The following is a 24082-nucleotide window of genomic DNA, read 5'->3' as shown; positions in this document are numbered from 1 at the left end:
GGCCGCCGGGAGGTCGCGCGGCTCCCGCGCGGCCCCCGCGGCCGTCGCCAGCATCGACCACGCGGGCAGGGTACGCGTGCGCGTCACCGCATGGCCGGCACGGGTGCCGCGCTGTCGCTGAACTCGCTGCGCACGGGCTTCACGTGCCGCAGCGGCAAGGCGATCTGCCGCGCACAGGCCACCACGTCCGCGTAGGCGGCCTCGATCGCTTCGAGCGTCGAGTCGCCGCGCTCCTCCTTGCCGCGCGCGCAGGCGCGTGCGAGCCGGAATTCGAGCACCATCGCTTCGGACGCGATGCGCTCGCACGCGGCGCGGATCTCGGCGAACGGCCCGACGCAGCCGCTGGCCTGCAGCCAGCGCGCGTAATGGCCGAACAGCTCGAAATTCGCGCCGAGCTGCCGCACCGAGTTGAACGAGTACGCGTGGAAATGCTCGAGCGGCGAATCGGCGAGCGTTCGCGCATCGGTTTGCAACTGCCGCCGGAACGCGGCGATCGGGTTGACGACCGGCAGGCGTCGCAGGTGGCGCTGCAGCGCGGCGAGCGACGTTTCGCACAGCTCACGCTCGTCGAGCGGCGCAAACCGCCGCTTCGCGCATTCCACGTAAGGCGGCAGCGTCATCGGCGAGCTGCCGCCGACGAGCCCGTTGTAGTCGAAATCCTCGGCCACGTAATAGCCGCTGTTGTGGAAGTAGCCGATCTGGCGCTTCGCGCGGTCGATCGCATCGATGCCGATCGTCGTCTTCGTGTGCTGCGTGCGGTAGCTGCTGCCGCGCGTATCGGGCAGGAACCACGCGTCGACCTCGACGATCATCAGGTGGCCGCGCGCAACCTGCGTCTCGATGTGCTGGTCGAGCGGCTCATAGATCGAATGCTCTTGCACGACGATGCCGTACAGCCGCTCCAGTTCGTCGTGCGGAAACTTGAAGAACGTGAACTGGTCACCCTCGAAATCGAGCGCGATCGTAAACGGCAGCGCCGCGTACGGATTGAAGCCCCACCACCGGAGCACCTCGAGCCACATGTCGACGTAGCAGTTGGTCTGTTTCCAGACCATCTCCTGGCTATGCAGCGGATGCGGCCGGTAGTGGCGCGCGCGGTGGCGCACATCGTCGAACGACGCGTCTTCGCCGTCGCGGGACACGAATCTCATGGCGTGCCCCACAGCACGTCGCGGACTTCGCGCGGCCAGGCCTCGATGTCGAAGCCGTGATGGCGGAACAGCGCGAGCGTGAGCCGTTCGAGGCCGAAGCCGACGCAGCCCGTGTGCGCGACGTCGCCCGTCGCGGTGCGGATGTCCCACAGCAGCCCGAAATGGTCCATGTGGTAGTTGAAGCTCAGGCACGCGGTCTGGCGATCGTCGTGCTCGATCGGGATCAGCAGCTCGAACTTCAGGTTCTGCTCGCGCTGGCTGTTCGCGACGATCTTGCCGCCGCGCCCGAAGAACGGGTCGTTCGCGAGGTCGATCGCGTTGGGCAGGCGCAGCGCCTCGATCATCCGCGTGCCGCGTTCGATCCAGGTCTCGCGGAACGACACGATCTGCTCGGGCGTGCCGATCCGCACGTACTCGCGCATCCGGAACAGCTGCATGCGGGTCGGGTCGAGCGACGGCTCGTGACGGAAGCAGTACGAGAAGACGTCGACGATCCTGCCGTCGGCCGGCAGCGCACCCGCGCGGGCGACGACGGGGTAGACCGGGTAGCACGCGGCGGGCGTCATCACGACGTAGGTCGGCTTCTGGCTTTCCGTCCAGTCGTCGCCGCGATCGAGGCACTGCAGTACGCGCTGGTGCTGGTGTTCGTCGCCGCAGAACGCATGCACGCTGCCCGCGAGCTGCGGGAAGCTCTTCATGTATTCGCTGCGCTCGAACTCGGTGCGGCTCATCGCCGGCGGGAAGCGCAGCACTTCGGCCTGCTGGTCGGCGCCGAGGCGCGTCACGAACGCGTCGAGCGCCTCGACGACGCGCTCGAATCGCTCGCTGCGGCCGAACAGGCCCTGGATGCCGGTCGAGACCAGCAGGCCCGCGTCGATCAGTTCGTCGCGCAGCGGGTTGACGCCCGCGCGATCGATCGGTGCATCGGCGGGAGCGGAGGCGGCGGAGGGCACGGCAAGGCGATCGTTCACGTATGTTTCTCCAGCGTCGCAGGACGCAGCGCGAGCAGCAGGTTCGAGGTGTTGACGGCAATGCGGTCGTTGCTGATCATCAGCGGCGCCGCATGCAGGTCGCGAATGTGGCGGCCGATGCTGAACGGCGTGCCCTGCTTGTAGCCGGCCATCCCGCAGATCATCATCGCCTGGTGCGCGACTTCCAGCGCGGTCGTCGACACGTAGGTCTTCAGCGTGTTGATCTCGGCGGCCCGGGCCATGCCGGCCGACCACGAATGGGACGCCGGATTCGCATGAAGGCGCAGCACGGTGTCGACGCGGGCCTGCATCGCCTGCATCAGCGCGAGCGATTCGGCGATGCGCCGCGACGCGGGCGACGGTGCGCCGTCGGTCTGGCGGGCCTGGGCGCGGAAGAACTGGTGCGCGCGGTGGAACGCGTCGCCGGCCACGCCGATCCAGACCGCGGCCCACAGGATGTGCGACACCGGCACCATCGTTTCCTCGGCGATCTTCGCGAACGGCACCGGCAGGCACTGGACGGCGGCGCCTTGCGCATCGAGCTCGAAGCCGTTGCTGCAGGTGCCGCGCATCCCGAGCGTGTCCCATTCGCCGCGGCGCGTGAGCGTGTAGCCGTCGCGCAGCAGCGTGACGAGCACCTGCTCGGAAGCCGGCGCGTCCGCATCGCGTCGTGCGGTCGCGAGGATGCCGTCCGCGTAGTCGCCATACGAGATCGTCGGCGCGGATTTGCGCAGCCGGAACTCGCCGCCGCTGGTTTCGAGCGCGCACTGGCTCGCGCGCAGGTTGCCGCCGACGCCGTCTTCCGACGTGGCCGATGCGAGCAGCCACTGGTGGCGCACGAGCTGCTGCAGGAACAGCTTGTGCCAGCCCTGGTCGGCGGCATGATTGACGATGCAGGCGACCTGGATCTGGTGCATCGCGAACACCATTGCCGACGATGCGCAGGCCTGGCCGAGAATCGAGCAGGCCGACGCGATGTCTTCCAGCGTGGCGCCCACACCGCCGAGATGGGTCGGCACCATCGCGCCGAGCAGGCGGCGCGCGCGCATCGCCTCGATCGCCTCGACGGGGCAGCGCGCGTCGCGGTCGACCGCATCCGCGTGCTGCGCGGCGATCTGTGCGACGGCATGCGCGGCCTCGTCGAGCCGACGCGCATCGCGGTCGGTCGCGAGTTCGGGAAGCAGCGCGCTCATGCCGAATGCTCGGTGCGTTGCAGCGTGGTGATCGTGTCCGCGAGCGCGTCGATGCTGCGGAACAGGTTGCGGTTCAGCATCTCGTCGGGAATCTCGATGTTGAATTGCTTCTCGATCGCGAGCATCAGCTGGATCGTGTCGAGTGACGAAAGGCCCGCTTCGTAGAGGTCGTCCCCGTCGCCGATCGAATCGATCGCGGCTTCGAGATGGGCGACGTGTTTCAGGATGGTTCTGATTTCGTTTTTCACGTGCTGCTCCGGCGTGCGTGGTGTCGTCCGCTCGGGCAGACGCGCGACACGCGCTGACGTCCCCCCGGCAGTCCTGCATCAGTAGACCATTGGCAGGCACGGCGTTCTGTTCGCCACCCTACAAACAGCTGACCCGGCAGGGCACCGGACCGCACGCGGCGTGCACGCGCGGTCCCGATGCGGCGTGCCGATCAGCCGCGCGATGCGGCCGGCACGCCCGAATCGGCCGACAGGATGCGCTTCATCTCGTCGCGCACGATCGCGCGGCAGCCGCACGACATTTTTTCGAGGCCGGCGAGGTCGGCGAGCTCGATCGAGCTCCGGTACTGCCGGATCAGGCCCAGCTTCTGGATTTCGCCGGCAGCATCGGTGACCGTTTCGCGCCGCACGCCGAGCATCTGCGCGAGCATGCTGTGCGTCACCTGGATCTCGATGCTGCGGGTCCGGTCGTACGCGAGCAGGAACCATCTGCATAACTGATGTTTGAGCACGTGATGACGGCTGCAGAACGTGATCTGCGAGACCTGCGCCATCAGCAGCCGCACGCAGACGAACACGAGATGGCGGATCACCGGTGAGGCGTCGAACGCGGCGGCGAACACGCGCCGGTCGAGCCGGTAGACGAAACCGTCGCGGCAGGCCACGGCGCGGCAGGGCATCCGGCCGCTGCCGCCGATCACGTCGTCGCACACCACGCTCTCGCTGCCGATCTCAGCGACTTCCAGCGTCATGCCGCCGGACGACACGTACTGCAGCGAAATCGCGGTCGTGACGGGCAGGTAGACCGCGGCGAGCATTTCGCCGGGCTCGCAGAGCACTTGCCCGGATTTCAGGTGGACGAGTTGAAGGTGAGGGGCCAGCGTCGCAAGCTCGTCGCGGTCGATGGCTGCGAGAAAGCGGTTGGCGTCGAAGCTGTGGGAAAGCTCGATCATGCCGTTCGCGTACACGACGGCGTCAGGGGCCTGGAGAGTCACGGCGCATCCTCGTAGGGTGGCGGTCACGCGTCGTCGCGGCGATATCCCGGGAATGGGAATTCGCACGATCGTGCGGACTTGTGTTCGTCAAAAATGGAGTGACGATACTGGCAAAAAGGCTAGCACGCCATTGAATTCGATCAATTGCATATTGCGTCATTTCACAAAGTTTGACGATTTTGGCGGGTGCAAACGTTATCCGGGTTTAATGATTCATTTCCGTGGAATTAATCATCCGGAAATTGAATGTGACTTGGCGCATTCATTCCGTGTCGGCCGCGAATCAATCGGGTTGGAGGCGCGCATCGCACGGGGAAAGTGCGTGGTGAGTATTGAACATTGTTTGACAAATAAATGGCGCCAGCAAGAATGTCTTTGTAAATCAATGGATTGCATCCGAACTGTGCGTTGGGTGACAGAGCCGGAAATTAGTGCGTCGATTCAAATTTGAGACAGTTTCAAACAACCGTGTGAGGCGCGGCGCCGTACCGGAGTCCTGTCCGGCACATCATGGAAACAATTGAAAATCGACTGTAAGTATATGACCGACAAGCCGTGCGGCACCGGCGCGGCTGCCTCGGTTCGATGCAGGTGAATTGATCAGTCAAATCGCACGCAGTGTCCGCCACCGGGAAGAGTGTCCGGAAATGAGACGCTTTTTTTGTTTTTAGGCCGGTTATTCGGTCGATCTAAATCAGGCGTGATTCATATATTAAGGATGGGCATGGTTTGGCACGTAAATCGCTTATTCGGGCTGGCGTGTCGAAACGGGACGGCCGACTCGATCCGGCGGCGATAAGCCGATGGTCGGTCGGAATCAGGGTTGTGGGCCGCAACCACGATGAGTCCGGGCACGCATCGCGATAACGAGTTCCGTGCACGCGGCTGCAGGCGGCGCGGACGATAAAAGGGATACAGACATGCTTCATCTTCACTCGAGCTACTCGGCGAACGCCATCCTCGATGCCCTCCCCGAGGACAGCATCCGCACCATCGCACCGCATCTCGAACTGGTCAGGATCAAGGCCGGGATGCTCGACCGCGTCGGCGAACCGATGCGCCACGTGCATTTCCCGACGACGTCGATGATGTCGGTGCAGCACTTGATGGAGGACGGTGCGATGGTCGAGGTGGCGCAGGTCGGCCGCGAAGGCGTGGTCGGGCTGGCGACGATGGTCGGCGGCGCCGCGGCGTCGCTCCGGGTCGAGGTCCGTATCGGCGGGATGGCCTATCGCGTGCCGAGCTGCGTGATGCGCGCCGAATTCGAGCGCTCGCCGGAAACCTACCGGCTGCTGCTCAACTACTGCCAGGCCGCGATGGCGCAGATCTCGCGCAGCGCGCTGTGCAACCGGCATCACTCGGTCAGCGAGCAGCTCAGCCGCTGGCTGCTGCTTGCGCATGACCGCATCGACGGCGACGAACTGGCCGTCACGCAGCAGACGATCGCGAACATGCTCGGCGTGCGGCGCGAAGGCGTGACGGAAGCGGCGGGCAACCTGCAGGAAGCCGGGCTGATCCGGCAGCGCCGCGGCCGCATCACGGTGCTCGACCGCGACGGCCTCGAACATCACGCGTGTGAATGCTACAACCTGATTCGCGCGGACTATCGCAGGCTGCTCGGCACGCGCGGGACGGCGAGGCCGACACCGGTTCGGCACCGCATGCCGGACGCGCATCGCGGGTTCCCGGCACATGGTGCGTGACGATGCTATCGAAGTCCGGTGGGACGAATTCGATGCGGCGTTCTGTGATCGCAGTTACCGACGCCGTGCTCGTGCTGGCAGGCGCGCTTGCCGCGCAGGCGGCATCGGGCCTTGCGTGGCGCGCGCTGTCCGACGCGCAGCGCGGCGCGATCGCGCTGCTGTGCGTGCTGACCGTGGCCTTGCTGCCGCGCTACCTGCGCACCGTGCGCGGCAGCATGGCGCCGCAAGGCGGCACGCATGCACTGACGCAGACGGTGGTGGCGCTCGTCTGCGCGAGCGTGCTGACGGTGACTGCCGCGATGTGGATCATGAATCGCGGCGGCACGATCACGACGCACTGGATCGTGCGCACGGTGCTGGCCGGCGATGCCGCGTTGCTGCTCGGCCGTGCCGCGCTGCTGGCGCTCGCGCTGACGCGTGACGACCCGCGCGCGCGGCAGCGGCGCGTCGCGGTGGTGGGCGCAACGGCGTACGGGCGTGTCGCGGTCGAGCGGATGCAGCTGGCGCCACAGGGGCCTTTCGTGGCGGCGTGTGTATTCGACGACGACGCCCAGGCTGCCTCAGGCGGCATCGGCGGCGTGCCGGTGATCGACGACTGGAACGCGTTGCGCGACCTGATTCGAAGCGGCGAGATCGACGAGGTCTGGCTCACGCTGCCGATGTCGCACGAGTGGCGGATCCAGCGCATCGTCCGCGAGTTGCGCGACGAGTTCGTGGAGCTGCGGCTGTTGCCCGACGTGCGGCAGATGGCGGTGGTCGATCGCTCGGCGACCGACGTGCTCGGCATGCCGGCCATCAACCTCGCGACCACGCCACGCTCGGCGCCGGAGCTGTGGGCGAAGTTCGCGTTCGACCGGCTGTTCGCATTCGGCGTGCTGATTCCGTTGCTGCCGCTGCTGTCGGTGCTGGCGATCGCGGTCAAGCTGTCGTCGCCGGGGCCCGTGCTGTTCAGGCAGCGCCGCAAGGGTGTCGACGGCCGGGAGTTCGACATACTCAAGTTCCGGACCATGCGCGTGCATCGTGTCCAACCGGGCGTCGTGCGCCAGGCGTCGCGCAACGATTCGCGGATCACGCGCGTCGGCGCGTTCCTGCGGCGTACGTCGCTCGACGAACTGCCGCAGTTCTTCAACGTGCTGTTCGGGCAGATGTCGGTCGTCGGCCCACGCCCCCATGCGATCGAGCACGACGACCTCTACCGGCAACTGATCGACTGCTACATGTACCGCTACCGCGTACGGCCCGGCATCACCGGTTGGGCGCAGGTGAACGGCTATCGCGGCGAGACGCGCAAGGTCGAGGCGATGGAAGCGCGCGTGAAATTCGATCTGTTCTACATGCAGAACTGGAGCTTCTGGTTCGACATGAAGATCATCCTGTTGACGGTCGTGCGCGGCTTCATCGGACGCAACGCATTCTAAGGATCGCGAATCATCTGGGAAGCAGCGCGTTGTGCGATCGAACGTACCGACCGGCGCGCGGATGACGGACACACTGACGGCACAGCAGCATCCCGCGTAACGGGGTGTCCGGCGGCGCGAAGGCGCGCCGCAGCCATCGGAATGGTCACGATCATGTCAACGTCGATTCGAGAGCGAAGCGCACCGGTATTGCAGGAAGCGCGCGCGGAGCGGGGCACCGGCACGGCCGCGTATACCGCGCGGGCGTGCCGGCTCGCAATCAACGGGAAATTCACCGCGCAGCGCATGACGGGCGTTCAGCGCGTGGCATACGAGCTGACGGCCGAACTCGCGCGGATCGCGAGCGCCGACGAGGCACCGTCGCTCGTCGTGCCGTCCGATCACGATCCGGCGGCCATGCCGGCCGGTGCGCGATCGCAGACGTCCGGGCGCCGGCACGGCACGCTGTGGGAACAATGGACGCTGCCGCGCACGACGCGCGGCCGGACCTTGCTGAGCCTTTGCAACATTGGCCCGCTGGTCAAGCGCGATCAACTGCTGATGATTCATGACGCGGCGATTTTCGATCTGCCGGCCGGCTATTCGATGGCATTCCGCCTCTGGTACCGCTTCGCGTTCGCGATCATGAAGCGACGTGCGCGCCATATCGTGACGGTCTCGCATTTTTCGCGGGCGCGGCTGGCCGCTCGGCTTGGCGTGCCGCCTGCACGCCTGTCGGTCGTGCCGGGGGCGGTCGATCATATCGACCGCATCGATGCCGATCCCGGCGTGCTGTCCCGCCTGAATCTCGAGACGGACCGCTACGTGCTGTTCGTCGGGTCGCTCGCGCCCGGCAAGAATCTCGTGCGCGCACTGGCCGCGGTGGCGCTGATGCGCGAGTCGCACCCGACGTTGCGCTTCGTGATCGCGGGGGGCGCCAACGCGAAGGTCTTCGGCGCGCGGGCGGCGGGCCTGCGCGAAGACGATCCGTACGTCACATGGGCCGGTTACGTGACCGACGGCGAGCTGAAGGCGCTGTACGAGCACGCGGGCTGCTTCGTGTTTCCGTCGCTCTACGAAGGATTCGGGTTGCCGCCGCTCGAGGCGATGCGGTGCGGCTGCCCGGTCATCGTGTCGCACGAAGGGGCGCTTCCGGAAGTCTGCGGCGGTGCAGCGCTGTTTTGCGACGCATATTCACCGCCGGATATCGCCGCGGCGATCGCCCGCGTGATGGACGATCCCGAACTGCGGGCACGGCTGCGCACGCTGGGTCGCGAGCACGCACACCGGTACAGCTGGCAGCGCTCGGCGCGCACGTTGCTCGACATCGTCCGTGCCGATGCTTGACGTGCGATGACGCAACGTTGCGCGCTGGGTGGGCGATCCCGGCGGCGTCTGCGACAGGCGCATTCGACGCTGTCGCGATTTCGCGTCCGTCCCCAGTTCCGGCGCGCGTAGGGCGAGTGCTGCAGTGCACGCTGATTCCGGTCAACACACGCGTGTTCAATGGGTTTATCCTGCGTCGAATGCGTTCGGCACGTCATGCTGCCGCGCGCCCATCCGGACACGGTGGCAGGCGGTGACGCCGGCCCGCCGCGCACCGGCGCGACACCGCGCGCCGCCATGCTCCGCGCGGAACCCGGAACAGGAGAGACGGCCATGTCGCTCGACCCACAACAACGGCAGACGCTGAAACAGCGGCTGAACGAGAGCGAGCAGACGTTGCGTGCGGAGATCCGCGCGAGCGAAGACCAGCGCGCGTCGGAGTCTTACGCGGACCTCGCCGGCGCGGCGCCGGACGAGGGCGACGAGGCCAATGCGGATCTGTTCGTCGACGTCGATCATGCGTTGATCGGCATGAAACTGACCGAGCTGCGCGCGATCGGCCGCGCCCAGCAGCGGATGCGCGACGGCAGCTACGGCGAGTGCATCGACTGCGACGGCTCGGTCGGCTACGAGCGCCTGCTGGCGCGCCCGGCCGCCGAACGCTGCACGCATTGCCAGTCGATCTACGAGCGGCACTACGCCACGACGCCGCGCGCCTCCCTCTGACGCTGTCATCGTCGCCATCACGGCGCTGCACGCGCGGCGCGGCCGGCGTACGATGATGAACGGGCGCCCGGCGGCGTCAGCATGCGGCGCCGGGCGGGCAGACGCCGTCGCGCACGCGCGGCGCCATCCACGTGGAAGGGAGCCACGCCGATCATGCCGATCCACAATGCCGAGTGTGCGGCCGTGTTCGCCGAGATCGCCGACATGCTCGAGATCCAGGGCGCCAATCCGTTCCGGGTGCGTGCCTATCGCAACGCAGCACGGACGATTGCCGACTACGGGCGCGATATCCCGACGATGATCGCGAACGGCGACGATCTCGGGAAGATTCCGTCGATCGGGCCCGATCTCGCGTCGAAGCTGCGCGAGATTGCCGCGACCGGCACCTGCGAACTGCAGCAAACGCTGCGTCACGCGTTGCCGGGCGCGATCGTCGAGCTGCTCGACGTGCCGGGGCTCGGCGCGAAGCGTGTGAAGGCGCTCCATGACGCACTGCACGTCGACTCGCTCGAGCAGCTTCGCGCGGAAGCGAAGAGCGGGCACGTGCGCGAGTTGCCGGGCTTCGGCGCGAAAACCGAAGCGCATCTGCTCGAAGCGATCGACGACCGGCTGAAGCGTGAACCTCAACGCTTCCTGCTGCCGGATGCGGTGCACGCGCTGCAGCCGCTGCTCGAACGCCTGCGCGCGATCGCGGGCGTCGGCAACGCCGTGCCGGCCGGCAGCTTTCGCCGCCGCCGCGAGACGGTCGGCGATCTCGACATCCTCGTCACCGCACGTGATCCGGTGGCCGTCGCCGACGCGTTCGTCGGCCATGGCGAGGTCGCGCGCGTGCTCGCGCATGGCAAGACGAAGTCGAGCGTCGTGCTCGCCAGCGGGTTGCAGGTCGACCTGCGGGTCGTCGATGCCGATGCGTTCGGCGCGGCGCTCGTCTATTTCACCGGATCGAAAGCGCACAACATCGCGTTGCGCAGGATCGCGCAGGCCGGCGGGCTGAAGATCAACGAGTACGGCGTGTTTCGCGGCGACGAACGGATTGCCGGCGCGACCGAGGCGTCGGTCTATGCGGCGATCGGGTTGCACGACGTGCCGCCCGAGTTGCGCGAGGATCGCGGCGAGATCGACGCCGCGCGCGCGGGCACGCTGCCGGCACTGGTCGAGCGCAAGCACGTACGCGGCGACCTGCACGCGCATACCGACGCGTCGGCCGGCCGCGACAGCCTGCGTGCGATGGCCGATGCGGCACGCGCACGCGGGTTCGCGTACCTGGCCATCACCGACCGGGCGCCGCATGCCGGCGGCAGCCGCAGCGACTTCGACTGGCTTGCCCGGCAGCTCGACGAGATCGATCGTCTCAACGCGTCGTTCGACGATCTCGTGCTGCTCAAGGGCGTGGAGGCCGGCATTCGCGACGATGGCAGCCTCGACGTGCCCGATGCGATGCTCGGCCGGCTCGATCTCGTGGTCGGCGCGGTACGCGACGGCTTCGAGCTGTCGCGCGACGCACAGACCGCGCGCATGCTGCGCGCGATGGACCATCCGCATTTCACGATTCTCGCGCACCCGACGGGCCGCGTGCTCGGCGAGCGCGACGCATGCGAACTCGATGTGCCGCGCGTGATCGCGCACGCCGCGGCGCGCGGTTGCTTCGCCGAACTCGATGCGCAGCCGCGGCGGCTCGACCTGCCGGATGTCTGGTGCCGCGAGGCCGCGAAGGCCGGCGTGCCGGTGGCGATCGGCTCGGATGCGTGCAGTGCGGACGAACTCGACAATCTGGCGTACGGCGTCGATCAGGCGCGACGGGGCTGGCTCACGCGGCCCGACGTGCTGAACACGCGCACGCTCGCGCAATTGAGGCCGCTGCTTGCACGCACGATGGGAGCGGGCGGCGCGTCGAAGCGCGGCGGCGGCGCGAAGGGCGCGTGAACGCAGCCGGCGGCGCGTGCCGTCAGCGGCTGGCCGGTCATGAATGCGGTCACGTCATGCCAGTAGGCCGGCCGCCGGCACATAGGGCAGGCCGAGCGCGAGTGCGACGGCTTCGTACGTGATGTGTCCGTCGCATACGTTCAGGCCCGCGCGCAGATGCGGATCGTCGGTCATCGCCTGCTTCCAGCCCTTGTCGGCGAGCGCGAGCGCATGGGTGAGGGTCGCGTTGTTCAGCGCGAAGGTCGACGTGCGCGCGACTGCGCCGGGCATGTTCGCGACGCAGTAGTGCACGACGCCGTCGACGACGAAGGTCGGGTCCGCGTGCGTCGTCGCATGCGAGGTCTCGAAGCAGCCGCCCTGGTCGATCGCGACGTCGACGACGACCGCTCCCGTGCGCATCGTCGCGATCATGTCGCGCGTGACGAGCCGCGGCGCCGATGCGCCCGGCACGAGCACGGCGCCGATCACGACGTCGGCATCGCGCACGGCTTCGTCGATCGTGTGTGCATTCGAGCAGACGGTCGCGATCCGGTTGGCGAAGACGAGGTCGAGCTGGCGCAGCCGGTTCACGTTGGTGTCGAGCACGGTGACGCGCGCGCCGAGGCCGACCGCCATCTGCAGTGCGCCGGTGCCCACCACGCCCGCGCCGAGCACGACGACGTGCGCGGCCGGCACGCCGGGCACCCCGGCCATCAGCAGGCCACGCCCGCCGCGCGGGCTTTCGAGGTGGGTCGCCGCGACCTGGATCGACATGCGCCCGGCCACCTCGCTCATCGGCGCGAGCAGCGGCAGGCCGCCACCGGGGCCCGTCACGGTTTCGTACGCGATGCAGACGGCGCCGGACTTCACGAGCGCGGCCGCCTGGTCGGGATCGGGTGCGAGATGCAGGTACGTGTAGAGGATCTGGCCGCGCCGCAGCATCGCGCATTCCGCCGGCTGCGGCTCCTTGACCTTGATGATCATGTCGGCGCGCGCGAAGACTTCGTCGGCGCCGTCGCAGAGCGCTGCGCCCGCGGCCGTGTAGTCGTTGTCGAGCAGGCCGATCGCCGTGCCCGCGCCGCGCTGCACCAATACGTGATGGCCGTGCCGCGTCAGTTCGCGCGCGCCGGCCGGCGTGAGGCCCACGCGATATTCGTGGTTCTTGATCTCTTTCGGCACACCGATCAGCATGAGTCGCCTCCATGGCCTTCGTTATCGTTGTCGTGCAGGTGCGCCATGCGGCAAACGATGCACGTGCGGCCGATCGCGCGAAGGCGTATCGGCGCAGTACTGGAATATCAGGGTAGTGGTGCGCGGAGGGAAGTCAAGCGGCCGGACCGCGTGCGCCGGCGTGCGCACTGCATCGCAACATGCGCTGGCGCGGGTGGCGGGTGGCAGGTTGCGACCGGAGGTCGCAATGCACGTGGTGCCGGGTTTCGGTATCGTCACGTGTGGCGCGGACCGGGGCCGCGCGCCGGAACGTTGCCGCCAACACATCGCGATAACGAGACAACGACACGAGGGCACTGACCAACATGACCGGAGCGTATTTCAGCGTGCCGACGCTTTGCGCGATCGCGCTCGTTCACGTCTATTGGGCGTTGGGCGGGCGGCGCGGCAAGGGGGCCGCCATTCCGGAGCAGGACGGCGAGCCGCTATTGCGGCCGACCGCCGTCGGCACGCTTGCGGTCGCGGTGGCGTTGCTGGGCGGCGCGTGCATGGTTGCCACGCGTGCCGGCTGGCTGGGGCCGAACGCGTATCCCGGCACGATCTCGTTCGCGGTCGTTGCGTTCGCACTGATCTTCGCGGTGCGGGCCGTCGGCGATTTCCGTTACGTCGGCTTCTTCAAGCGGATTCGCGGCTCGCGTTTCGCACGCATGGACACGCTGTATTACTCGCCGCTTTGCGCGGCGCTGGCGCTGTCCATCGCGTCGATGTTCTGGCCGTGGTGAGCGCGCGTCTCAGCGCGCGGGCCCGTCCATCTCTTTGAGGAATGCCGCCGGCACGGTGTCGGTCAGCCATACGCCGTTTTCCGCGACGAAGAACGTGTGGCCTTGCCGATGCATGCGCTGCGCATCGACCTCGAGTATCACGGGCACGCCGTAGCGTGTGCCGACGGCCAGCGCCGTCCGGATGTCCGGCGACAGATGCACGTGATGACGGGCGCCGGGTTTCAGCCCTTGCTCCCGAATCGAATCCAGGAAGCGCGTCGCCGTGCCGTGATACAGGCGCTCGGGCGGCTGCGCGGTGGGATAGCGGCGCTGCACGGCGGGCGTCGAATGGCCTTGCACCGCACGGATGCGACGGCCGTCGTCGGAGAGGGCGAAGCGTTGCTTGTCGTTGGTCGCGCAGACGGTTTCGAGCGTCGCACGATCGAGGTGGTGCCCCTGGCGAGCAGCGCCGGAAAGCAGTGCGTCGATGTCGGCCCAGCCCTCCGGGTCGAGTTGCAGCCCGATCGACTGCGGCGCGTGGCGCAGCAGGTAGCTGAGATATCGGCTGATGCCGGTCGCGTCGGTCGCCGGCAGTTCATTCTTCTTGTGTGGTTTCATGAGACGCGGAGGCTACCAGAGCACCGTGCAAAAAAGCACGCCTCGGTACCCCGCGTAGCAGGAAAGAGACAGCCTTCGGCGCAGCGCGCCACACAACAATCGTCTACCTGACGCCCGCGTCAGTCGGTATTCCCGCGATCCTTGTCGATTCCGACTCCCGGATTTTTCAATTGTTGCGATTTTCGATGCATTGAATTGCACTGATACGACACTCAATGGAACCGGTTCCATTTATAATTCGCGGCACTTGTCGCCGGGCCCGAAAGAGGGTCGTGCACGTTGCGCTTGCTGTCGGCAAACGCGGCGTCTAAGTTGAATGAGGGTCATGAGCGATGAGGGGCAGATGCGGGCAGATGCCGGTATTTGTCAGACGATAAGGCTCGCGAAGAAGCCGATCCGTGCAGCGCAACCTGAATTGGCGCGATGCGCGGCTGCATGAAGGCGCTGCCGTGCATGGCACGGGCGGCGCCTGCAGCGAGGTTGTTCGCAACAGACGAAAGAACAGGACGGCCAGCCGCATGCGGCATGGCTGCCATGCCGGACATGCCGCATGCGGAGTGCGCGCGTCCGGGTCCCGATCCCCAACGATCAACATCCGACCATGTCCACGCCACCTGACAAACCCAACTCGCGCCGCCGTTTCCTGCGCACGTCGGTCGCGCTCGTGCCGATCGCGTCGGTCGCCGGCTGCGACCTGCGCTCGTCGTCGCCTTCCGCGACGACCGGCAACGCGCCCGGTGCATCGGCCAGTGCCGAACGCGCGCCATACAAGCCGACCTTCTTCGATGCGAAGGAATGGGCGTTCGTCCAGGCCGCCGTCGACCGGCTGATTCCGGCCGACGCCGAAGGGCCCGGTGCGCTCGAATCGGGCGTGCCCGAATTCATCGACCGCCAGATGGAGACGCCGTATGCGCACGGCGCCACCTGGTACATGCAGGGGCCGTTCCAGCAAGGCGTGCCCGAGCTCGGCTACCAGCTGAAGCTGGTGCCGCGCGACATCTACCGGCTCGGTATCGCGGCGGTCAACCGATATTGCGAGAAGACTCACGGCAAGGCGTTCGCGGATCTCGACGCGCCGACGCGCGACACCGTGCTCGGCGCGCTGGAGAAGGGCGGCGCGCAGATCGACGACGTGCCGCCCGGCGTGTTCTTCGGCCAGTTGCTGCAGAACACGCGCGAAGGTTACTTCTGCGATCCGGTGCATGGCGGCAATCACGACATGGCGGCGTGGAAGATGATCGGCTTTCCGGGCGCGCGCGCGGACTTCATGGATTTCGTCAACCAGAACGGCAAGTCGTATCCGTACGGCCCCGTCTCGATCAACGGGGAGCGCAGCTGATGGCCGCAGAGAAAAAACCGCATGTCGATGCGGTGATCGTCGGCTTCGGCTGGACCGGCGCGATTCTCGCGAAGGAACTGACCGAAGCGGGCCTGAACGTCGTCGCGCTCGAGCGTGGCGAGTATCGCGACACCTATCCGGACGGCGCGTATCCGAACACGATCGACGAGCTGACCTACAACATCCGCAAGAAGCTGTTCCTCGACCTGTCGAAGACGACCGTGTCGATCCGCCACGGCCTGCAGGACACCGCGCTGCCGTACCGGCAGCTCGCTGCGTTCCTGCCGGGCGAAGGCGTGGGCGGCGCGGGGCTGCACTGGTCGGGCGTGCATTTCCGGATCACGCCGGAAGAGCTGCGCCTGCGCAGCCACTATGAAGAGCGCTACGGCAAGAAGTTCATCCCCGAAGGGATGACGATCCAGGACACGGGCGTGACCTACGAGGAGCTCGAACCGCATTTCGACTTCGCCGAGAAGGTGTTCGGCACGTCGGGGCAGGCGTACAAGGTCGGCGGCAAGGTGGTCGGCGACGGCAACGTGTTCGAGGCGAACCGCAGCGACAACTTCCCGCTGCCGGCACAGCTCAATACCTATTCGGCGCAGCGCTTCTCCGATGCAGCGAAGTCGCTCGGCCTGCATCCGTACCGGCTGCCGTCGGCGAACACGTCGGGGCCGTACACGAACCCGTACGGTGTGCAGATGGGCCCGTGCAACTTCTGCGGCTACTGCAGCGGCTACGCGTGCTACATGTACTCGAAGGCGTCGCCGAACCTGAACATCCTGCCCGCGCTGAAGCAGGCGCCGAACTTCGAGCTGCGCTCGAAGTGCCACGTGCTGCGCGTCGACCTCGACGATACGAAGAAGCGCGCCACGGGCGTGACCTACGTCGACCCGGCCGGGCGTGAAGTGCACCAGCCGGCCGATCTCGTGATCGTGGCCGCGTTCCAGTACCACAACGTGCACCTGCTGCTGCTGTCGGGCATCGGCAAGCCGTACGATCCGATCTCGGGCGAAGGCGTCGTGGGCCGCAATTTCGCGTACCAGAACCTGTCGACGATCAAGGCGTTCTTCGACAAGGATACCTACACGAATCCGTTCATCGGCGCAGGCGGCAACGGCGTCGCGGTGGACGATTTCAACGCGGACAACTTCGACCACGGCCCGCTCGGCTTCGTCGGCGGCTCGCCGCTGTGGGTGAACCAGGCCGGCGTGAAGCCGATCAGCGGCATCGCGACGCCGCCCGGTACGCCGCAGTGGGGTTCGGCGTGGAAGAAGGCGGTGAAGGACAACTACGCGCACACGATCTCGATGGACGCGCACGGCACCAACATGTCGTACCGCGACGTGTATCTCGACCTCGATCCGACCTATCGCGATTCGTACGGCCAGCCGCTGTTGCGGATGACGTTCGACTGGAAGGACAACGACATCAAGATGGCGCAGTACGTGACCGGGCAGATGAAGAAGATCGCGGAGGCGATGGGGCCGAAGGCGATCAGCGTGTCGACGCGCGAGTTCGGCAAGCACTTCGATTCGCGCGCGTACCAGACGACTCACCTCGTCGGCGGCGCGATCATGGGCACCGACCCGAAGACGAGCGTGCTGAACCGCTACCTGCAGTGCTGGGACGTGCACAACGTGTTCGTGATGGGCGCATCGGCGCTGCCGCAGGGCATCGGCTACAACCCGACCGGGATCATCGCGGCGCTGGCCTACTGGTCGGCACGTGCGATCCGCGAGCAATACCTGAAAAATCCCGCCCCGCTGGTGACCGCATGAAGAGGACGATGAACCACAACGTCACGCGCCGGATGTCGCGCGCGCTGGCGGCCGGTGCGGCCTGGGCCGCGTTCGGCTTCGCCGGCTCGACGGCGTTCGCGCAGCCGGCAACTCCCGCGGCGGCTTCCGGCCCGGCGGCCGCACCCGCGGCCCAATCCGCCGACGCGGCCCTGATCAAGCGCGGCGAATATCTCGCGCGGGCAGGCGACTGTATCGCGTGCCACACCGCGAGCGGCGGCAAGCCGTTCGCGGGCGGGCTGAAATTCGACACGCCGATCGGCGGGATCTACTCGACGAACATCACGCCGGATCCGAAAACGGGCCTGGGCGGCTGGACCGTCGAGGACTTCACGCGCGCGGTGCGCGAAGGCGTGCGCAAGAACGGCGACACGATGTATCCGGCGATGCCGTTCCCGTCCTACGCGCGCCTGACCGACGACGACATGAAGGCGCTGTACGCGTACTTCATGCACGGCGTCGCGCCCGTCGAGCACGAGAACCGCGCGGTCGACATCGTGTGGCCGCTGTCGATGCGCTGGCCGCTCGGAATCTGGCGCAAGATGTTCGCGCCGACGCCGAAGCCGTTCGACGCGGCGCCGTACACCGATCCGGTGGTCGCGCGCGGGGCGTATCTCGTGCAGGGTCTCGGCCACTGCGGCGCGTGCCATACGCCGCGCGCGCCGACCATGCAGGAGCGCGGGCTGACCGACGCGGACGGCCCGGACTTCCTGGCCGGCGGCGCGGCGATCGACGGCTGGGTGCCGACGAGCCTGCGCGGCGAACCGCGCACGGGCCTCGGCACGTGGACGGAAACCGAGATCGTGCAGTTCCTGAAGACGGGCCGCACGCTGCGCACGGCCGCGTTCGGCGGGATGACGGACGTGGTCGGCCACAGCATGCAGCACATGACCGACGACGATCTGAACGCGATCGCGCGCTACCTGAAGACGCTGCCGCCGCGCGTGCAGGGCGAGCAGCCGCACGTGTACGACGCGGCCGCCGCGAAGGCGCTGCAGACCGGCGACGCGAGCAAGCCGGGCGCGGCCGTCTATCGCGACAACTGCATGGCGTGCCACCGCAGCGACGGCCACGGCTACACGCGCGTGTTTCCGGCGCTCGCCGGCAACCCGGTCGTGCAGGGCGACGATCCGACCTCGCTGATCCACGTCGTGCTGGAAGGCAGCGCACTGCAGGGCACGCGCACCGCGCCGTCGACGTTCACGATGCCGCCGTTCGGCTGGCGCCTGTCGGACCAGGAAGTCGCGGACGTGTCCAACTTCGTGCGCACGAGCTGGGGCAACACGGGGGCTGCCGTGACGGCCGCGCAGGTCGCGAAGGTGCGCAAGAGCGTGCCGTCGACCCGGCCCGAACCGCCGCCGGGCGCGCGGTTCCCGCAAGCGTCGCGCTGACGGGGCGGCGGGGCGCCGGCCCCGCCTGTCGGATGTGCTTCAAGGCGCCGCCGTTTCCGCGCGGCGCCTTTTGTTTCGCCGGGGGTTGCACCCCGCAAAGGCGCGCCGATGCGTGAAATTTTCGCGGCGGCGCGCCATTTTTCCGCCTCATCCCTTATCCTTTCGTTCTTGAACCTTACTAAATAGTTACAAGAACTTCGGGAGGGGGGATGCCTCATGACGTCAGCCTGATTGCGTTGCTCGCGGCCGGTTTCGGTCTCGCGATGGTCTTCGGTTATTTCGCGTCGCTGTTGAAAATGCCGCCGCTCGTCGGCTATCTGCTTGCCGGGATCGTGATCGGCCCCGGCACGCCCGGCTTCGTCGGCGACCTGTCGCTCGCACAGCAGCTCGCCGAAGTCGGCGTGATGCTGCTGATGTTCGGCGTCGGCCTGCATTTCTCGCTCGGCGATCTGCTCGCGGTGCGCAAGATCGCGCTGCCGGGCGCGATCGTCCAGATTACGGTGGCCACGCTGCTCGGCGGCGGGCTCGCGCTCACCTGGGGCTGGAGCGTCGGCGCGGCGCTCGTGTTCGGGCTCGCGCTGTCGGTCGCGAGCACGGTGGTGCTGCTGCGAGCGCTCGAAGGGCGCGGGCTGGTCGAGACGGTCAACGGGCGCATCGCGGTCGGCTGGCTCGTCGTCGAGGATCTCGTGATGGTGCTCGTGCTGGTGCTGCTGCCACCCGTCGCGGGGCTGCTCGGCGGCACGCCGCCCGGCGACGCGCAGGCGGCCGGCGGCAGCGTGTGGGGCACGCTCGGTGTCACGATGCTGAAGGTCGCGGCGTTCATCGCGCTGATGCTGGTGGTCGGCAAGCGCGTGTTTCCGCGCATTCTGTGGCTCGTCGCGCGCACCGGCTCGCGCGAGCTGTTCACGCTGTGCATGATCGCGGCCGCGGTCGGCATCGCGTTCGGCGCGGCGAAGCTGTTCGACGTGTCGTTCGCGCTCGGCGCGTTCTTCGCCGGGATGATGATGCGCGAGTCGGAATTCAGCCGGCGCGCGGCCGACGAGACGCTGCCGCTGCGCGATGCGTTCTCGGTGCTGTTCTTCATTTCGGTCGGGATGCTGTTCGACCCGAAGATCCTGCTCGCGGAGCCGCTGCACGTGATCGAGGTCGCGGCGATCGTGGTGATCGGCAAGACGCTCGCGGCAGTCGCGCTCGTGATCGCGTTCCGCTACCCGCTGAATACCGCGCTGACGGTCGGCGCGGGGCTCGCGCAGATCGGCGAGTTCTCGTTCATCCTCGCCGGGCTCGGCCGTGCGCTCGGGCTGCTGTCGGCCGAGGGGCAGAGCCTGATTCTGGCCGTCGCGCTGATCTCGATCGCGATGAACACGCTGCTGTTCGCGATGATCGATCCGGCGCTCGCGTGGATTCGCAAGCATTCGGCGTTCGCGCGCAAGCTCGAGGCCCGCGACGATCCGCTCGCCGCGCTGCCGATGTCGACGCCGCAGACGCACCTGACCGGGCAGGTCGTGATCGTCGGCTATGGCAAGGTCGGTACCCGAATCGCGCACGCGCTGGACGAGCGCGGCATCGCGTATGTCGTCGTCGAGCAGAATCGCGAGCTCGTCGAGAAACTGCGTGAGGACGGTGTCGCGGCCGTGTCGGGCGACGCGATCGAGCCGATCGTGCTCGTGCAGGCGCACATCGCACGCGCCGGGATGCTGGTCGTCACGCTGCCCGATGTGTTCGACGTGCGGCAGATCGTCGAGATCTCGCGCACCTTGAATCCGGCGCTCGAGGTCGTGCTGTGCACGAACAGCGGCGACGAGGCCGCGCTGCTGTCGAGCGAGGGGATCGGCACCGTGTTCATGGGCGAGACCGAACTCGCGCGCGGGATGACCGAGCACGTGCTCGGCAGGATGACGAAGCCGGCCGTCGCGGCTTCGCATTGACGGCGCGCGGCAGCGTGCCGCGTACCGGGCAGGGCGCGGCGGCCCGGGCGGGCCGAGGCGCGAAAAAATGGCAGGGGGTAGCGGCCGGAACGCTCAAATGATGCGCGGCGTTCCTGGAAAGTGAGGCGGTGCCCGATGACGGGGAGGTTTGAGGCGGCGACGAGGCCGTCGGAGCGTGACGCGCGCGCCGGGACGGCGGCGCGTCGCGCGGGCTGCGCCGATCAACCCGCCGCCGTGTTTGCCTGCGCCGGCGCGCTCGATGGCGAGGCGGTCTTCAGCGATGCGGCGGTTTTCGGCGCAGCGGCTGTCTTGGCCTGCGTCGCCGACGCTTTCGGTGCAGCCACCGTTTTTTGCGGCGCAACGGCCTTCGCCGGCGGCGTCTTCTCGGGCTCGACCGGCGCGTCGGGCGGCACGCCGAGCAGCTGCAGCGAGCCGCTCGTGACCGACGCGAACACCGGGCCGGCCACCGTGCCGCCGTAGTAGCCCTTGCCGCGCGGCTCGTCGATCATCACCGCGACGATCAGGCGCGGGTTGCTCATCGGCGCCATCCCGGCGAACAGCGCGCGGTACTTGCCCTTCGCATAGGTCGCGCCGACCTGCTTGCGCGCGGTACCCGTCTTGCCGCCGATCCGGTAGCCGTCGACGCGCGCGCGGCGCCCCGTGCCGCCTTCGCCGACCGCCATTTCGAGCATCGAGCGGATCGCCGCGGCTGTTTGCGGCGACGTCACGCGGTGGCCGCGATGCGCGTCGATCGTCTGCTGGTCGGTGCCGTTCTTCAGCAGCGACACCGGGTGCAGCGTGCCGTCGCCGGCGTAGGCCGTGTAGGTCTGCGCGATCTGCAGCAGCGACATCGACAGGCCGTAGCCGTAAGCCATCGTCGCCTGCTCGATCGGTCGCCAGCGCTTGTAGCCGCGCAGCCGGCCCGACGCGACGCCCGGGAACGTGAGTTCCGGTGCGCGGCCGATTCCGTATTCCTGATATTTGTTCCAGATCGTTTCGGCAGGCAGGTTCAGCGCGAGCTTCGCGAGCGCGACGTTGCTCGACTTCTGCAGTGCCTGCGACACCGTCAGCGACCCGTGGTTCGACGTGTCGTGGATCACGGCCGGGCCGATCTTGTAGGTGCCCGGCGACGTGTTGATGATCGTGTTCGGCGTGACCTTGCGCTCGTCGATCGACAGCGCGACGACGAGCGGCTTGATCGTCGAGCCCGGCTCGAACGTGTCGATCACCGCGCGGTTGCGCAACTGCTGGCCGGTGAGGCGCGCGCGATCGTTCGGGTCGAAGGTCGGATAGTTCGCGAGCGCGAGGATCTCGCCGTTCTGCGCGTCGAGCACCACGACGCTGCCGGCCACCGCGTTGTTCTCGACCACGGCCGCCTTGAGCTGGCTGAACGCGAGCTGCTGGATGCGGCGGTCGATCGTCAGTTCGATCGTCGCGCCGTGCTGCGCCGGGACGAGCGGGCGCGTATCCGACACGATGCGGCCGAGCCGGTCGCGGATCACCTCGCGCTGCCCGGACGTGCCCACCAGGCGCGCATTCGCCGCGAGCTCGACGCCTTCCTGCCCCTTGTCCTCGACGTTCGTGAAGCCGACCACGTGAGCGGCCGATTCGCCTTCCGGGTAGAAACGCTTCGAATCGGCGATCTGCGTGACGCCGTCGATCGCGAGCTTGTCGAGCTTGCCCGCGGTGTCCGCGTCGACCTGCCGCTTGAGCAGCACGAACGTCTTGTCGTTGCCGAGACGCCGCTTGACCTCGACGAGCGGCATGTCGAGCAGCTTCGAGATCTGCGGGTAGTCGGTGTCGGCGACCTGCTTCGGGTTCGCCCAGATTTCATAGGTCGACAGGCTGACGGCAAGCATCGCGCCGTTGCGGTCGACGATGCGCCCGCGCGTCGCGTCGAGCTCGATCGTGCGCTGGTAGCGTTTCTGACCCTGGCCGACGTAGAACTCCTTGTTCGCGACCTGCACCCAGAAGGCGCGGCCGATCAGCGCGGCGAACGCGAGGAACACGATGATCACGATCAGCTTCGAGCGCCACATCGGCAGACGCGACGCAAGCATCGGATGCTTGGTCGCGGCCGCGTACGGATCGGCGGGGTGGGTCTTCTTTTTCACGCTCATGCAATGGCCGGGTCGGGCCGCCCGAGGGCGGCGAGTCAGTCTGAATAATGCGATTGTAATAAATGAGTAAACGCCGTGTGGGGAAAGTATGTTCCGGCCCCGAGAAAAAGCGGGTATCGACGCGCTGACACCGGGTGAAAAAGGGGGGGAGCGACATTTTCCCGAAGCCGCTGACGATGAAACTCGGGTGATTCGCGACGTGCAGAACGGGGGGCGGGGGGATTTCAGGTACGGATCGAGGCCGGTCCCCCGATGCACGATCAATTGACCGGTCCGTGGTTATTTCTTTAAACCGGAAAATGAAAACGCCCCGAAGTGGGGCGCCGTTAATGCTGAATATCGAAATGAATATCGCTGAAACCGGAATAAACCCGAAAACCGCAGACGAATTACATCGATTATTTCTATCGGGCGACGGAAATGAATTCCCGGTATTCCGGCTCGCTCGTGCAACGATCGACGGCCTGCAGTCGCCACGCGCCGGGGTGATTGCCGGCGAGTACCGCGGGGCCCTGTTCGCGCTGGGTCGCATCGAACGACAGTCCCTTCAACTGGCACACGGCATTCCCGCTGTCGGCCGCGCAGAGCGCCATTGCGCCCTCGACGTCGCGGACCTTGCCCCAGGTCGGAAGATCCATGCCTTGATGTGCCTCGCGCGACCACAGGCCCTCGTCGGTGTCGACCCACAGTACCGCGAAGGCGTGCCGGGTTGCCGATTCGCTGCCATTAATCCGAATGGTGAGGCGCATTGTGATCGTCTCCTAAAAAAATGACACATTCGACCGTTTTGACTTGATCAGTCTAGATAGACTGGTGTGAAACGCAAGTGATAATCCGCAATAAATTCATAGCGAGTCCATTGCGATTTCACATGGAACGACGTCTGACGATTCATGGTTATTCCGGCCGAGCACGCGCAAACACACGCGTACCGGCGATCGCGGTGCCGATGGCGGGCGGCCGATCATCGAGACATGGGATGACATGGGCGCGAGGCGCGTCGATCTGTCGCGCACGACCCGCCGGGGAAACCGGGCCGACCGGGGCGGCACGCCATCGTCGAAACGCTGGCCGATCGGATGTTGCGGCAGGTTGACGGCGCGCCCGGTACGACACACTCCGACAATCCCATACAAATCGGCACACTTTCACGAAACTTTCGGGACAGACTTGCCTGCGGTCGGGCCCCACACTGAGATCTTCCCGATCCAGTGCCGCGGACGCCCGTCCTCGGCGGCTGCCGCCGCCTCGTGCCAGAGACGCGATCGACGCGATCGCGGGCCGCACGCCCGATCGGGACTGCCGGGGCGCGCGTCAGGCCCCGGCCCGGCCGGTGAGCCGTGCGCAGCCCGCAACCGCGGGCGTCGC

Annotated in this window: 20 protein-coding genes; 11 read left to right on the top strand and 9 right to left on the bottom strand. The window is 67.2% G+C overall.

Annotated features, from left to right (window positions below):
• Positions 1–83: 83 nt before the first annotated feature.
• The 5 genes from G3N98_RS27860 to G3N98_RS27840 all read right to left on the bottom strand — a co-directional run bounded on the left by G3N98_RS27860 (position 84) and on the right by G3N98_RS27840 (position 4537).
• Positions 84–1151 carry a DUF1839 family protein gene (locus G3N98_RS27860; RefSeq protein ID WP_206149879.1) on the bottom strand — a complete coding sequence of 356 codons (1068 nt, stop codon included), beginning with the start codon at positions 1149–1151 and terminating at the stop codon, positions 84–86.
• Entirely contained in the window at positions 1148–2122 is a 975-nt protein-coding gene (locus G3N98_RS27855; protein WP_089474718.1) for an amino acid--[acyl-carrier-protein] ligase, read from the bottom strand. Before G3N98_RS27855 ends, G3N98_RS27860 begins: the two co-directional genes overlap by 4 nt.
• Positions 2119–3315 carry an acyl-CoA dehydrogenase family protein gene (locus G3N98_RS27850; protein WP_089474719.1) on the bottom strand — a complete coding sequence of 399 codons (1197 nt, stop codon included), beginning with the start codon at positions 3313–3315 and terminating at the stop codon, positions 2119–2121. Before G3N98_RS27850 ends, G3N98_RS27855 begins: the two co-directional genes overlap by 4 nt.
• Complete coding sequence (locus G3N98_RS27845) at positions 3312–3563, bottom strand: acyl carrier protein (RefSeq protein ID WP_046547642.1); 252 nt, start codon at positions 3561–3563, stop codon at positions 3312–3314. The genes G3N98_RS27850 and G3N98_RS27845 overlap by 4 nt, the downstream gene beginning before the upstream one ends.
• 191 nt (positions 3564–3754) lie before the next feature.
• Complete coding sequence (locus G3N98_RS27840; RefSeq protein WP_206149877.1) at positions 3755–4537, bottom strand: Crp/Fnr family transcriptional regulator; 783 nt, start codon at positions 4535–4537, stop codon at positions 3755–3757.
• Between G3N98_RS27840 and G3N98_RS27835 the strand changes: the two genes are divergently transcribed.
• From G3N98_RS27835 to polX, 6 genes are all read left to right on the top strand, one after another.
• Positions 4494–4988 (top strand): hypothetical protein, encoded by a 495-nt coding sequence (locus G3N98_RS27835; RefSeq protein WP_206149881.1) that lies wholly within the window; start codon positions 4494–4496, stop codon positions 4986–4988. The genes G3N98_RS27840 and G3N98_RS27835 overlap by 44 nt on opposite strands.
• Positions 4989–5457: 469 nt before the next feature.
• The gene (locus G3N98_RS27830) at positions 5458–6240 is read left to right on the top strand and encodes a Crp/Fnr family transcriptional regulator (RefSeq protein ID WP_089474721.1); all 783 of its coding nucleotides are present in this window, start codon (positions 5458–5460) and stop codon (positions 6238–6240) included.
• A gap of 32 nt (positions 6241–6272) precedes the next feature.
• Entirely contained in the window at positions 6273–7658 is a 1386-nt protein-coding gene (locus G3N98_RS27825; RefSeq protein WP_206149875.1) for an undecaprenyl-phosphate glucose phosphotransferase, read from the top strand.
• 285 nt (positions 7659–7943) lie between these two features.
• Positions 7944–8984, top strand: a complete 1041-nt coding sequence (locus G3N98_RS27820) for a glycosyltransferase family 1 protein (RefSeq protein ID WP_241026112.1) — start codon at positions 7944–7946, stop codon at positions 8982–8984.
• A gap of 312 nt (positions 8985–9296) precedes the next feature.
• Entirely contained in the window at positions 9297–9689 is a 393-nt protein-coding gene (locus G3N98_RS27815) for a TraR/DksA family transcriptional regulator (RefSeq protein WP_089429110.1), read from the top strand.
• Between the two features lie 153 nt (positions 9690–9842).
• Entirely contained in the window at positions 9843–11612 is a 1770-nt protein-coding gene (polX, locus tag G3N98_RS27810; RefSeq protein ID WP_206149865.1) for a DNA polymerase/3'-5' exonuclease PolX, read from the top strand.
• A gap of 54 nt (positions 11613–11666) precedes the next feature.
• On the opposite strand, the gene ald is transcribed toward polX, so the two are convergent.
• On the bottom strand, positions 11667–12782 hold the full coding sequence (gene ald, locus G3N98_RS27805) for an alanine dehydrogenase (RefSeq protein WP_206149863.1): 1116 nt from the start codon (positions 12780–12782) through the stop codon (positions 11667–11669).
• A 344-nt stretch (positions 12783–13126) separates the two neighbouring features.
• On the opposite strand from ald, the gene G3N98_RS27800 reads away from it, so the two are divergent.
• On the top strand, positions 13127–13543 hold the full coding sequence (locus tag G3N98_RS27800; RefSeq protein ID WP_206149861.1) for a DUF3995 domain-containing protein: 417 nt from the start codon (positions 13127–13129) through the stop codon (positions 13541–13543).
• A gap of 9 nt (positions 13544–13552) precedes the next feature.
• Here G3N98_RS27800 and G3N98_RS27795 read toward each other — a convergent pair whose 3' ends face one another.
• Entirely contained in the window at positions 13553–14140 is a 588-nt protein-coding gene (locus G3N98_RS27795) for an RNA 2'-phosphotransferase (RefSeq protein WP_206149859.1), read from the bottom strand.
• 601 nt (positions 14141–14741) lie between these two features.
• On the opposite strand from G3N98_RS27795, the gene G3N98_RS27790 reads away from it, so the two are divergent.
• From G3N98_RS27790 to G3N98_RS27775, 4 genes are all read left to right on the top strand, one after another.
• Positions 14742–15479, top strand: a complete 738-nt coding sequence (locus tag G3N98_RS27790) for a gluconate 2-dehydrogenase subunit 3 family protein (RefSeq protein ID WP_089427651.1) — start codon at positions 14742–14744, stop codon at positions 15477–15479.
• Complete coding sequence (locus G3N98_RS27785; RefSeq protein ID WP_089427650.1) at positions 15479–17257, top strand: GMC family oxidoreductase; 1779 nt, start codon at positions 15479–15481, stop codon at positions 17255–17257. Before G3N98_RS27790 ends, G3N98_RS27785 begins: the two co-directional genes overlap by 1 nt.
• Positions 17254–18666 carry a cytochrome c gene (locus G3N98_RS27780; RefSeq protein WP_089497107.1) on the top strand — a complete coding sequence of 471 codons (1413 nt, stop codon included), beginning with the start codon at positions 17254–17256 and terminating at the stop codon, positions 18664–18666. The genes G3N98_RS27785 and G3N98_RS27780 overlap by 4 nt, the downstream gene beginning before the upstream one ends.
• A 209-nt stretch (positions 18667–18875) precedes the next feature.
• Positions 18876–20594, top strand: a complete 1719-nt coding sequence (locus G3N98_RS27775; RefSeq protein WP_089474729.1) for a cation:proton antiporter — start codon at positions 18876–18878, stop codon at positions 20592–20594.
• Between the two features lie 221 nt (positions 20595–20815).
• Here the strand turns inward: G3N98_RS27775 and G3N98_RS27770 are convergent, their stop codons facing one another.
• A complete protein-coding gene (locus G3N98_RS27770; RefSeq protein WP_175238813.1) occupies positions 20816–22714 on the bottom strand; it encodes a penicillin-binding protein 2 in 1899 nt (632 codons plus the stop codon).
• A 404-nt stretch (positions 22715–23118) separates the two neighbouring features.
• Positions 23119–23463: a DUF3564 family protein gene (locus tag G3N98_RS27765; RefSeq protein ID WP_089474731.1), complete on the bottom strand. Its 345-nt coding sequence runs from the start codon at positions 23461–23463 to the stop codon at positions 23119–23121.
• Positions 23464–24082 lie beyond the last annotated feature (619 nt).

It is taken from the genome of Burkholderia sp. Tr-20390 (genome assembly GCF_017104595.1).
In the GTDB taxonomy this organism is placed as follows: Bacteria; Pseudomonadota; Gammaproteobacteria; order Burkholderiales; family Burkholderiaceae; genus Burkholderia.
This window is presented reverse-complemented; position numbering and strand designations above follow the sequence as displayed.